Below are 10,453 nucleotides of genomic sequence, written 5' to 3'. Positions count from 1 at the left end.
TTTTTTACACGACAAGGAATAACGATGAGACGCACATACTGGGTAAGCATGCTGGCGGCAACCGTCGCGCTGAGCGGTTGCGGGACGAGCTTCATGTCGCTGCCGGCCCAGCCGGTCGCAGACCAGGCGACGACGCCGGACGCGAAGGTCGCGCTCTATCTGAAGTCGCAAGCGCATCCGGCTGTCGTGAAGGTGATCGGGCGCGTCGAGCATTCCGTGCGCATCGCGCGCAACACGGACGACAGCGCGACCGCATGCAGACGCGCGTTCGCGGAAGGGCTGCAGAAGCTGCGAGTGAACGCCCAGGACCGCAACGCGAACGCGGTCGTCAACATCCGGACGTCGTTTCACGCGAACGATCCGGAGGCGGCCACGGAGTTCGCCTGCGGCGTGAGCCCGAGCGCCGCGTCGCTGAAAGTGGCCGGCGATCTGGTCGTGATCGGCGCTCGCTGACGCGACGCGTTTCGCCGCGCCGCCGTGCTTAACGCTCGTCGCCGGCTTGCCTGATGGCCGCCACGTTGACGAGCGTCTCGCGCCGCTTGCCGGGTTTCGGACGATGCAGCCCGAGCCGTTCGAAAAGGCCGAAATCGGCTGCGCGGCTCCACCAGAGATAGGGAAGCGAGACGTTGCGCGGCTCGAACGCGAAGCCCGCGGCGCGGATCATGTCCAGATAGGCGTCAGCGCTCTTTTGCACCTGCATCGGATGGCGGAACAACAGGCGGATGACCCACGACTTGATGTAGGCATCCGTCGATTCCGCGAACAGCAGCACGCCGCCCGGCTTCAGCACGCGCCGGAATTCCGCGAGCGCGCTCGCCTGGTCGACGAGGTGATGGAACGTCTGGTGGCAGAACAGGATGTCGGCGCTCGCGTCGGGCAACGGCAGCTTCGCGCAGTCGCCATGCAGCAGTTCGATCTCGCAGCGCGCGCCGCTTTGCGTGCGGCAGGCGTCGGCCGCTTGCGCCGCGACGCGCAGCGACGGCTCGTGATAATCGACGCCCACGATGCGCGCCGGCTTGAACGCATCGGCGAGCAGCCGGAACGACTTGCCCTGTCCGCAGCCGACATCGACGATGACGGGAGACGCCGGCCGCCGGTCGCCGATGAGCCGCGTGAGGTCGTTGATCGCCACGCGAAGGACGTGATGCTCCCAGGTATGCGTGCGCAGGAACCAGATGCCGAACGCCGTCTCGGGCACGAAGGGAACACGTTGAATTTCAGATGGCGACACGTCTTGGCTCCGTCGGCTGGGTGCGTGGTTAAGAAGTGCGCCATTGTAGGTGCTGGCACTCGTGCCGCGACAGCGTCACATCACCCATGCATTGAAAGAGGTCAAATTGAATACGAGTACGCTGGATCATCGGAACGTCGACGTTGACGTGGACGTCGCCATCATCGGCGCGGGACCTTCGGGCGCGGTTGCGGCGGCCTTGCTGCGCAAGGCCGGCCGCACCGTGCGCGTGCTGGAGCGGCAGCAATTCCCGCGCTTTTCCATCGGCGAGAGCCTGCTGCCGCAGAGCATGGCGTATCTCGAAGAGGCGGGCATGTTGCGCTCGGTCGTCGAAGCCGGCTTCCAGTACAAGAACGGCGCGCGGTTCGTGCGGCGCGACGAAACGTCGGCCTACGATTTCCGCGACAAACATTCGCCGGGCTGGGGCACGACGTATCAGGTGGAACGCGCGACGTTCGACGATCTGCTGATCCGCTGCGCGGCGGAGCAGGGCGCCGACGTCCGCTTCGGCCACACCGTGCATGCGATCGAAACGGGCGAGCGGCCGGCGCTCGACGTCACCGATGAAAACGGCGTGCCGTATCGCCTGCAAGCGCGCTTTGTGCTCGATGCGAGCGGTTTCGGGCGCGTTCTGCCGCGCCTTCTGGACCTCGAAACGCCGACCGGCTTGCCGACGCGCGCCGCGCTCTTCACGCATGTGCGCGACGACATGCCGCTCTGCGCGATCGACCGCGAGAAGATCAGCGTGGTGGTGCATCCCGAGCATGGCGATGTCTGGTACTGGATGATCCCGCTCGCGGGCGGACGCGCATCGGTCGGATGCGTGGCCGAAGGCGACTTCCTGCACTGCGCGGAAGACGAGCGCGAGAGCCGGCTGCGTTCGCTGATCCGTCAGGAGCCGACGCTTCGCGCCTGGTTCGGCGACGCGCCTTTCCTGATGCCGGTGCGGACGATCGGCGGTTACTCGGCCAACGTCGAGCGCTTGCATGGGCCCGGTTACGCGCTGCTCGGTAACGCGGGCGAGTTCCTCGATCCGGTGTTTTCGTCGGGCGTGACGATCGCGCTGCGATCCGCGCATCTCGCCGCAAGCGTGCTCGCGCGGCAACTGTCGGGCGAGCCGGTGGACTGGCAAGGCGAGTACGACGATGAACTGCGTCGCGGAATCGACGTGTTTCGCGCGTTCGTCGAGCGGTGGTACTCAGGCGAATTGCAGGAGATCCTGTTTTATCCGCAGCAGACGCCGCAGATACGGCGCATGGTCAGCGCCGTGCTCGCGGGATATGCGTGGGACGAGACGAATCCGTTCGTCAGGGATGCGGCGCGGCGCCTCGACGCGCTTTACGAGGTCTGCAAAACGAACGGTTGATGCGCGAGCATCGTCCGCGATCGAGTGGATATCGAACGCCGTGCTTTCATGGCGTTCGGCGGACCTCCAGATACCCCCGTGGCGTGTCCCCGAGAACGCGACGAAATGCCGATGCGAACGCGCTGGGGCTTGCGTACCCCAAATCGAGCGCAACGCGGGTGACGGGCTGACCTTCGCTCAAACGTTCGATGGCCGCGAGCAGGCACACCTGCTGACGCCACTCGGCGAAACTCACGCCTGTCTGCTCACGGAAGAGTCGGGTAAACGTGCGCCGGCTCATTCCGGCTTCGGTGGCGATCATGTCGAGTCCGATCGCAATCGATGGCGCATCGAACACGCGTCCGCACACGCGAGCAAGTCGAGCATCGCTCGGCAACGGCGCGTGAAGCGCAAGACGCGGCATTAACGTGATTTCTGCAACGAGCAGATCCATCAGCTTGCCTGCGCGCCCTTCAAGGTCGTACATCGCGGGCAAGTCGATGGCCTCCTCGAACAACAACTTCAGCAGCATCGAAACGCCGTAGACACAGCAATGGTCCGGCATTCGCGCCGCGTTTTTATCGTCGACCGACACGAATGCGTTGAGCATCCGTACAGGACCTCTCATCGTCATTTCATGCTCGACGCCAGCGGGTAGCCAGCAGGCTCGCTGAGGCGGCACGAGCCACCGGCCTGCGGGTGTCGTCACACTGATCGTGCCGCGAGAGGCGAACGCGAACTGCCCGCGCCGATGCGCATGCATCGGAAACGTCGAGTCGGCGGGATAGTCGTTCGCAGTCACGACCACGATGCGCGAGATGTCCTCAAAGGGATCGACAACCGTATTTCGCATGGCCCGAATTCTACAGTGAATGACCCGGTGCAGAAGGCGGGCCGACGACGGCGCGCTTACGCTCCTCATCCGTCGAGGGAATGGCAACCCTAAAATCACACCGGAGTCGATATGCCTAATACATACCATCGCGTGGGGAATGGTCCTCGCGCTGTCCTCGTTCTGCACGGCTGGTTTGGCGATTCGCGCTCGTTCGAGCAGATCGAGCCGTGGCTTTCCCGCGAGGCTTCCAGCCACGTGTTCATGGACTATCGCGGCTACGGTGGCATGCTGGAAACCCGTGGAAAGTACACGATCGACGAGATTGCTGCCGATGCACTGGCGCTTGCCGACGCGCTGGGGTTGAACACCTTCAGCCTGGTCGGCCACTCAATGGGCGGTATGGCGATCGAGCGGGTCGCCACCATCGCGCCCGACAGGGTGCGGGCGCTGGTTGCCGTGGCCCCGGTTCCTTGCGGCGGCATACGGTACGACACCGCGACGCGGCGCTTTCTCGAAGATGCCGCCGTGCGCCTGGACAACCGCAGGACCATCATCGACCGCAGCACCGGCGGTCGACTTCCATGGTCGTGGATCGGCTGGAAAGCGGAATATTCGGCCTCGCGTTCTTCAGCGGAAGCGTTCGCTGCGTATTTCCGTGCGTGGGCCGATACCGATTTCAGCGACCACATTCGCGGTCAGCACCCGGTGAAGGTGCTGGTGGGCGAACACGATCCAACATTCAACGCGGGTTTGATGGCTGACACGTTCCTTCGCCGGTATCCCCTCGCCACCGTCGAAGTTCTGAAGAACGCCGGCCACTATCCGATGAACGAGACCCCACTCGCCCTTGCATCCGCCATCGAATCCCTCCTTCTCGATGCAATACCACTCGCCGATCCGAATGATCTCGTCGAGTTTCCAAAAAATCTGGATTCGTCTGAAATGTTAAGGTAGCGGTCGGATTATTTTGAGATGGAAACCGCAGGGTGATTTTCTTCCGACGTTTGACTGTGTTTGGCGCGGCGATGGTCGTTTTGAGCGCGTGCGCGCCGCTTCCCCCGAATGCGGACGGCAGCGCCCCGGCGGCAGCGCCGAACGCGGCCTCCGCAACGACGACGCTGGTCGGCCCGCCCGTGCCGGCGGGGCCGCCCGGCGAAACGCGCATCGTGGTCGGCGGCCCGGGCGGCTATCACGTGACGCTCAAGCTGGTGCCGCCCTCGCAGGTCTGCGACAGCGACGCTTTCGCCGATGGCGTGCGCTACGGCTACGCGCTGACGTGGAATCGTCTGATCATGGAGCTGGCGCGCGATTCCGGCGCGAAGACGCCGCCCAAGCGCAAGTTCGATGCGTCGAGCCTCCAGTCGCGCGAGGATCAGTACAAGATCCAGTGGAACGGCAACGAGCGCACGAACGCGTGCGCGGCGGATGGGTATCTGATCGGGCGCATCGTCGGAACGCATCAGGCGAGCGTCGATCTGCACGGCGGCAAGGCCGCTTCCTGATACGCGGAACGACCCGGAACGCCGCTCAGTCGCAGGTGTGGGCGGCCGCGACGTAGCGGCTCGCCGCGGCCACGTCGCCGTAGATCGTGTAGCCGGTCGTGCCCGCCGCCGAAGGCTGCGCATAGAGCAGCACCGAGTCTCCGCTCGTCGCGCTGCGCACGGCGAGGACCTGGCCGTCGGCATCGGGCGAATACTGGCGCAGGCGCCCCGCCTGGGGCGTCCATTTCGCCTTCACGCAGTCGACGAACGGATAAATATCGAGATGCGACGTTCCGGCGCCGACCGGCACGTTTTTCATCAGATTGCTGTCGTCCATCGAGGCGGCGCAGCCGGAAAGGACGAGCGCGAAAGCGGCGGCAGTCGAAGCGAGAGCGGGAAAGTTCATGCGTTCAGTGGTTTCCGGGTAGGGCCGCGCATAAGCGCCGCTGCGGTCTGAGGCGAATCGACGTCCCGATCCTAACTGCTCGCCGGACGAACCGCAAAGCGGACTGCAAGGGTCATCGCGTATGATCGCGGGTCGCCTGTCGGGGGCGTCGGCGGCTCCGATGCACCCGGTTGGCACGAGAAGCGCTGAAATGCCCGCAAAATTGGACGAAATTTCATCAAATTTCGATAATTCGTCCGATTCCGACATTCGACAGCGGGCGCTTTTCTTACCATTTCCTTAAGTCAGGTCAACGAACGCCGTTATACAGGCGTTTCTTATTGCGCAGCGATCCGCCGCGAACAACGGCCGATAAGCGCTGACGCCCACAATAAATCCGAGTTGCCGCACCCAGTCCCGACTTCCGGGCCACGCTGCGGCTGCTCTGCAAGTCTGGTTGAACGCATGTCTCGCAGAAAGTTGGTCGATCCCGCCCGCGTGACCGCGACACTGAGTCGATGGTCCAAAGCGCATGGTTTGCAGCGATTCGCTGCGCCGCTCGTGACGGTCGTCGTGTGCGCATTGCTTCTCGCCGTGTTCCAGCATCTGTCGCAGGCCGTCGATTACAAATCGGTGATGCGGCAATTGCGCCAACTGCCGCTCGACGCCTGGGGCGCCGCGCTCGGCGCGACCGCGCTCAGCTTCGTCGCGCTGATCGGCCGCGACGCCGTCGGGCTGCGACATATTGGCGCGATGGTGCCGCGCTCACTCCTGTGGGTCGGCGCGACGGTCGGTTCGGCGCTCGGCAACGCGACCGGCTTCGGCGCGCTGACGGGCGGCGCGGTGCGCTGCCGCGTGTACGGCGCGGCGGACGTGACGCCGGCGCAGGTCGGGCGCCTGACGGTGTTCACGAGCGTCACGCTCGCGCTCTCGCTCGTCCTGATGGCGGCGGCCGGCATGGTCGTGTCCGCCGACACCCTCGCGCGCATGATGCCGCTGTCGCCCGCGATGCTGCGCGCAACCGGCGCGGCGCTCGTCCTCGCGATGGCGGCGCTCGTCGCGTGTTGCGGGAAAACGCCGCGCACCCTGAGTTCGCGCTGGACGTGGCTGCGTTTCACGGTGCCGGCGCGCCGCGATTTTGTCGCGCAGATCGCGCTCGCGGTCGTCGACGTCATCGCCGCCGGTCTTGCGCTGTGGGCGCTGCTGCCGCACGCGCAGGTCGGTTTCGGCGATTTCCTCACTGTCTATTCCGCCGCGATGCTGCTCGGCATGATCGGCCATACGCCGGGCGGCGTCGGCGTGTTCGAGGCGTCGATGGTGTTCGCGCTCGGCGGCAGCGTACAGACGCCGGAAATGGTCGCGGCGCTGCTCGCGTATCGCGCGATCTATTTCGGCGTGCCGCTGATCCTCTCCGCCGGCGTGATGGCCGCGTTCGAAGGCCGCGCGCTCAAGGGCCGCTTCGCGTTCTTGCGCCCGGCCCACGTGTCCCAACTCGCGCCGCTGTTCCTCTCGATCGTCACGTTCGTGGCGGGCTCGATGCTCGTCATTTCCGGCGCGACGCCCGCGTTCGCGAAACGCATCGCGACGCTCCAGACGATCCTGCCGCTCTGGGTGCTCGAAGGCTCGCAACTGCTCGGCAGCGTGCTCGGCGTGCTGCTGCTGTTCGTCGCGCGCGGCCTGTTGCGGCGCCTCGACGCCGCGTGGTGGCTCGCGCTGATGCTCGCGGTCGCGAATCTGGCGCTCTCGCTGGCGAAGGGGCTGGCGTTCATCGAGGCCGGCGTGCTCGGTTTCCTGATCGTCCTCCTGCTCGCGACGCGCGATCGGTTCAACCGCCGCTCGTCGCTGTTCGCCGAGCGTTTCACGGCGACCTGGCTCGCGTCGGTGGGCGTCGTGATGGTGCTCGCGGTGTGGATCATGTTCTTCGCATTCCGCGACGTTCAATATAGCGGCGACCTCTGGTGGCAGTTCGCGTTCGATCACCGCGCCCCGCGCGCGCTGCGCGCGACGCTCGCCGCCGTGCTGTTCGCCGCCGTGTTCGCGATGTGGCAACTGCTGCGTCCGGCCGCCGGCCGCTTCGTCAAGCCGGCGCCGCAGGATCTGGCGGACGCCGCGCGCATCTTCCGCGCGCAGGAGCGCAGCGACGCCGGCCTCGCGATGATGGGCGACAAGAGTTTCCTGTTTTCCGAATCGCGCGAGGCGTTCCTGATGTACGCGAAACACGGCCGCACGTGGGCCGCGCTGCACGATCCGGTCGGCCCGCGCCGCGAATGGGCGGAACTGATCCGCAAGTTCGTCGAACTGGCGCATTCGCACAACGGCCGCGCCGCGTTCTATCAGGTGCGCGCCGACGCGCTGCCGCTCTACCTCGACGCCGGCCTCACGCTGATGAAGCTCGGCGAGGAAGCGCACGTCGTGCTCGACGACTTCGACCTGAAGGGCTCGCACCGCGCGCATCTGCGCTATGCGTTGAAGCGCGGCGAGCGCGACGGTTTCGACGTCGAAGTGATCGCGCCGCCGCAGGTGCCGGAAAGCGTGGCGATGCTGCGCGAAATCTCCGACGCCTGGCTCGAAAGCCGTCTCGCGCGCGAGAAGAGCTTTTCGGTCGCGGCGTTCAACGAGGAATATCTGGCGGCGCAGTCCGTGCTGCTCGTGCGCCAGGCGGGCGTGCCGGTCGCGTTCGTCACCTTCATGACGACCGATCTCAACACCGAGGCGACCGTCGGCGTGATGCGGCATTTGCCGAGCGCGTCGCCGTATGCGATGGAGTATCTCTTCACCAAGCTCGCGCTGCATCTGAAGCAGGCGGGGTTCAAGTCGCTGTCGCTCGGGATCGCGCCGTTGTCCGGCATGCAGCCGACGCCGCTCGCCTCGTACTGGCACCGGCTCGCCGGGCTGATCTGGCGGTTCGGCGGCCGTTTTTACAATTTCCGCGGCCTGCGCGGATTCAAGAGCAAGTTCCAGCCGCGCTGGGAACCGCGTTATCTCGCGGCGTCCGGTTCGGTCGGAGTGTTTTTCACGTTGGCTGATCTTTCCCTGCTGGCCGGAGGCTGGCGTTCATGAAATCGTTCTTCAAAGCCGCGGCGCTTTCGCTCGCGCTGTTGTCCACCGCCCACGCGGGCACGATCCCCGGCGGCCGTTACGGTCAGGTCACGCTGACGAAACCCGTCGGCGACATGCGCGGCTTCGTCGTGCTGTTTTCGGAGAAGAGCGGCTGGAGCCCCGCCGACCAGCAGGCCGCCGACGCGCTCGCGAAGAACGGCGCGATGGTCGTCGGCGTGGACACGGAGCATTACGCCGCGCGCCTGCAATCGCCGGCGGAGAAGGAAAGCTGCCATAACCTCGTCGGCGATGCCGAAGCCGTGAGCCATCAGCTCGAACGCGGCGTGCAGACGAGCCGCTATTTCGCGCCGATCGTCGCGGGCACGGGGCAGGGCGCGATCCTCGCCGAGCGTATTCTGGCGCAGGCGCCGGAAAACACCGTCGCGGGCGCCGTTTCGCTCGACGCCGACAAGCAGCTCGACGCGCGGTTTTCCCTTTGTCCGCCCGACCCGACGATCACGCACGGCAAGGGCCTGCCGGGCTTCGTCGAGCGCGGCGCGATGCAGCCGGGCCGCAACAAGGCCGACGCGCTCACCGCGATGACGGCGCCGCATCTGAAGGCGCAGGCCGAGCACGAGGAAGACGTATCCGACCTGCCGCTGATCGAATTGCGCGCGGCGCGCCCGACCGACATGCTCGCGATCGTCATTTCCGGTGACGGCGGCTGGCGCGATCTCGACAAGACGATCGCCGAAGCGCTGCAGAAGGACGGCGTCTCGGTGATCGGCATCGATTCGCTGCGCTATTTCTGGAGCGAAAAGTCGCCGCAGCAGACCGCTCAGGACCTCGCGCGCGTGATCCAGACTTACGGCGCACGCTGGCACACGAACCACGTCGCGTTGATTGGCTATTCGTTCGGCGCGGACGTGATGCCGTTCGCCTACAACCGTCTGCCCGACGCGATGCGCGCGAAGGTGTCCTACGTTTCGCTGATGGGCTTCGCGCCGTCCGCCGACTTCCAGATTCGCGTGACGGGCTGGCTCGGCATGCCGGCGAGCGACAAGGCGCTGCCCGTGAAGGGCGAACTCGCCAAGCTGCCGCCCGCGATGGTCCAGTGCATTTACGGCGAGAAGGAAGAGGACACGCTGTGCCCGAAGCTGACGAAGACGGGCATCGACGTGATCAAAACGCCGGGCGATCACCACTTCGGCGGCGACTACGACGCGCTGGCAAGGCGCATCCTCGGCGGCTGGCAAAAGCAGATCGCGGTGCGCGGCGGGGCGTGAAGCGCACAGGCTCCGGGTCCGCCGCCATCCGCGATCCGGGGCTTACTTGAGCGCGCCCAGATAGTCGCGCTTGCCGATCGGCACGCCGAGATGGCGCAGGATGTCGTAGGCCGTCACGATGTGAAACTGGAAATTCGGCAGCCCGAAGCCGAACAGATAATCCACGCCGTTGAAGCTCGGCTCGAAGTCCTTGAACTTGAGCGTGACCGTGCGCGTTTCGGCGTCGTCCAGCTGCTTCGCGTCGATGCTCTTCAGATACGCGAGCGTCTTCGCGATGCGTTCCTGCAAGTCCGCGAACGTTTCCTCGTTGTCCTCGAACTTCGGCGCCTCACCGCCCGCTAGCCGCTGCGCCGAAAGCTTCGCCGTGTCGCTCGCGCGCTGGATCTGCGCGGCGAAAGCGAGCATGTCCGGCGCGAGCCGGGCGCCGATGATGTCGGCGTGCGCGATGTTCTTTTCGTCGGCGAACGCGGCCGCCTTTTCCAGCAGCGAAGAGAGCACGGTAAGGCCGCGGACGAACACGGGAATCGATGCGCGATACATCGTCAGGGACATGAATGTCTCCGTCTTTTGACAAGGGGTGTCAAGCATAGCGCTTCGCCCCTTTCGCTGCCCAAACGCGCCTCACCGCTTCGCGCGGCGGTCTTCCCACGCCTTCAGCGCCGCCTCGTAGCGATCGAGCGCGTCTTCGTACAGATCGAACACGCACGGGTCGCAGCCGCTCTGGCAGCACTCGTCGGGAGCGGGGCGCTCGGGCGCAACGGGGCGGGGATCGGAGTCGGGCGCGTCGGGCATTTTTCCGAAGGTGGAACACAATCCACGCATTGTGCCCCGATCGCCGCGCGCGGACTCCG

General features: G+C 65.7%; 11 protein-coding genes. 6 read left to right on the top strand and 5 right to left on the bottom strand.

Going from position 1 to position 10,453, the window contains the following annotated elements:
- Positions 1–24: 24 nt before the first annotated feature.
- Positions 25–453, top strand: a complete 429-nt coding sequence (locus QCE48_RS25935) for a signal peptidase (RefSeq protein WP_309783256.1) — start codon at positions 25–27, stop codon at positions 451–453.
- A 28-nt stretch (positions 454–481) separates the two neighbouring features.
- Here QCE48_RS25935 and QCE48_RS25930 read toward each other — a convergent pair whose 3' ends face one another.
- Positions 482–1,231: a class I SAM-dependent methyltransferase gene (locus QCE48_RS25930; protein ID WP_309783255.1), complete on the bottom strand. Its 750-nt coding sequence runs from the start codon at positions 1,229–1,231 to the stop codon at positions 482–484.
- A 106-nt stretch (positions 1,232–1,337) separates the two neighbouring features.
- Between QCE48_RS25930 and QCE48_RS25925 the strand changes: the two genes are divergently transcribed.
- Positions 1,338–2,597 (top strand): NAD(P)/FAD-dependent oxidoreductase, encoded by a 1,260-nt coding sequence (locus QCE48_RS25925; RefSeq protein WP_309783254.1) that lies wholly within the window; start codon positions 1,338–1,340, stop codon positions 2,595–2,597.
- Between the two features lie 46 nt (positions 2,598–2,643).
- Here QCE48_RS25925 and QCE48_RS25920 read toward each other — a convergent pair whose 3' ends face one another.
- Positions 2,644–3,429 carry a helix-turn-helix transcriptional regulator gene (locus QCE48_RS25920; protein ID WP_309783796.1) on the bottom strand — a complete coding sequence of 262 codons (786 nt, stop codon included), beginning with the start codon at positions 3,427–3,429 and terminating at the stop codon, positions 2,644–2,646.
- A gap of 111 nt (positions 3,430–3,540) precedes the next feature.
- Here QCE48_RS25920 and QCE48_RS25915 point away from each other — a divergent pair, with 111 nt between their 5' ends.
- On the top strand, positions 3,541–4,365 hold the full coding sequence (locus QCE48_RS25915; RefSeq protein WP_309783253.1) for an alpha/beta hydrolase: 825 nt from the start codon (positions 3,541–3,543) through the stop codon (positions 4,363–4,365).
- 71 nt (positions 4,366–4,436) lie between these two features.
- Complete coding sequence (locus QCE48_RS25910; protein WP_309783252.1) at positions 4,437–4,913, top strand: hypothetical protein; 477 nt, start codon at positions 4,437–4,439, stop codon at positions 4,911–4,913.
- A 25-nt stretch (positions 4,914–4,938) separates the two neighbouring features.
- On the opposite strand, the gene QCE48_RS25905 is transcribed toward QCE48_RS25910, so the two are convergent.
- Complete coding sequence (locus tag QCE48_RS25905; protein ID WP_309783250.1) at positions 4,939–5,298, bottom strand: hypothetical protein; 360 nt, start codon at positions 5,296–5,298, stop codon at positions 4,939–4,941.
- A 444-nt stretch (positions 5,299–5,742) separates the two neighbouring features.
- Between QCE48_RS25905 and mprF the strand changes: the two genes are divergently transcribed.
- Together mprF and QCE48_RS25895 are read left to right on the top strand one after the other, a co-directional pair.
- The gene (gene mprF, locus QCE48_RS25900; RefSeq protein WP_309783248.1) at positions 5,743–8,337 is read left to right on the top strand and encodes a bifunctional lysylphosphatidylglycerol flippase/synthetase MprF; all 2,595 of its coding nucleotides are present in this window, start codon (positions 5,743–5,745) and stop codon (positions 8,335–8,337) included.
- Entirely contained in the window at positions 8,334–9,602 is a 1,269-nt protein-coding gene (locus QCE48_RS25895) for an AcvB/VirJ family lysyl-phosphatidylglycerol hydrolase (protein ID WP_309783246.1), read from the top strand. Before mprF ends, QCE48_RS25895 begins: the two co-directional genes overlap by 4 nt.
- A gap of 42 nt (positions 9,603–9,644) precedes the next feature.
- On the opposite strand, the gene QCE48_RS25890 is transcribed toward QCE48_RS25895, so the two are convergent.
- Both QCE48_RS25890 and QCE48_RS25885 read right to left on the bottom strand, forming a co-directional pair.
- Entirely contained in the window at positions 9,645–10,154 is a 510-nt protein-coding gene (locus QCE48_RS25890) for a DUF1993 domain-containing protein (protein ID WP_309783244.1), read from the bottom strand.
- A 69-nt stretch (positions 10,155–10,223) separates the two neighbouring features.
- Complete coding sequence (locus QCE48_RS25885; RefSeq protein ID WP_404982181.1) at positions 10,224–10,415, bottom strand: oxidoreductase-like domain-containing protein; 192 nt, start codon at positions 10,413–10,415, stop codon at positions 10,224–10,226.
- Between the last annotated feature and the right edge of the window lie 38 nt (positions 10,416–10,453).

The sequence above is a fragment of the Caballeronia sp. LZ024 genome, from assembly GCF_031451455.1.
Lineage (GTDB): Bacteria > Pseudomonadota > Gammaproteobacteria > Burkholderiales > Burkholderiaceae > Caballeronia > Caballeronia telluris.
This window is presented reverse-complemented; position numbering and strand designations above follow the sequence as displayed.

Coding starts and splice junctions, on each gene's coding strand:
- QCE48_RS25935 (WP_309783256.1), top strand. CDS start 25: ATGAGACGCACATACTGGGTAAGCATGCTGGCGGCAACCGTCGCGCTG.
- QCE48_RS25920 (WP_309783796.1), bottom strand. CDS start 3,429: ATGCGAAATACGGTTGTCGATCCCTTTGAGGACATCTCGCGCATCGTG.
- QCE48_RS25915 (WP_309783253.1), top strand. CDS start 3,541: ATGCCTAATACATACCATCGCGTGGGGAATGGTCCTCGCGCTGTCCTC.
- QCE48_RS25910 (WP_309783252.1), top strand. CDS start 4,437: ATGGTCGTTTTGAGCGCGTGCGCGCCGCTTCCCCCGAATGCGGACGGC.
- QCE48_RS25905 (WP_309783250.1), bottom strand. CDS start 5,298: ATGAACTTTCCCGCTCTCGCTTCGACTGCCGCCGCTTTCGCGCTCGTC.
- mprF (WP_309783248.1), top strand. CDS start 5,743: ATGTCTCGCAGAAAGTTGGTCGATCCCGCCCGCGTGACCGCGACACTG.
- QCE48_RS25895 (WP_309783246.1), top strand. CDS start 8,334: ATGAAATCGTTCTTCAAAGCCGCGGCGCTTTCGCTCGCGCTGTTGTCC.
- QCE48_RS25890 (WP_309783244.1), bottom strand. CDS start 10,154: ATGTCCCTGACGATGTATCGCGCATCGATTCCCGTGTTCGTCCGCGGC.